We start from the raw sequence: 583 nt of genomic DNA, 5'->3' as shown, positions 1-583 counted from the left end.
CGTGTTTAATTAACCGATGATCTTGTTCAATCAAATTATTACGATATTTAGAACATTGGTGATTTGCTTTCACCAATAAGCCATCTTTAATTACTTGTTTAATAGCCTTTAAAGTGCCAGCATATTGATCAGTAACCAGACAATCGGGACGACCATAGGTCGTCAATAAACGTTTCAAAAAATGATAGGCGGATTGATAATCACGATGTTTACGTAACTCAAAATCTAGTGTTAATCCATGACTATCAATGGCTCGATAGAAGTAATGCCAACGACCTTTGATTTTAATATAGGTTTCATCAACTCGCCAGCTTTGACTATGAGTATCTCGCTGTTTTCGCCATAATAATTTGAATAGTGGCCCGTAATGGTGAACCCAGCGCATGACGGTTGTATGATGAATAATAATTCCACGGTCACGCAAAATTTCAACCACATCACGGTAGCTTAATGAGAATCTAAAATAGTAGCCAACGGCTACCAAAATAATATCTTTTTGGAAATGTCGCCCTTTAAAATAATTTTCCATCATCGCTACCTCGCTTTTTAGGCTAATTATACTCAAAATAAGTTTACCTGAAAA

1 protein-coding gene is annotated in these 583 nt (G+C 35.8%); it reads right to left on the bottom strand.

The genetic code is table 11. From position 1 onward, the window contains the following. Window positions 1–529, bottom strand: a 529-nt coding sequence (locus FD50_RS03730) for an IS6 family transposase (RefSeq protein WP_187328399.1), incomplete at its 3' end; no start/stop codon positions are given. Between the last annotated feature and the right edge of the window lie 54 nt (window positions 530–583).

Source organism: Liquorilactobacillus satsumensis DSM 16230 = JCM 12392 (genome assembly GCF_001435195.1).
Classification (GTDB): Bacteria; Bacillota; Bacilli; order Lactobacillales; family Lactobacillaceae; genus Liquorilactobacillus; species Liquorilactobacillus satsumensis.
This window is presented reverse-complemented; position numbering and strand designations above follow the sequence as displayed.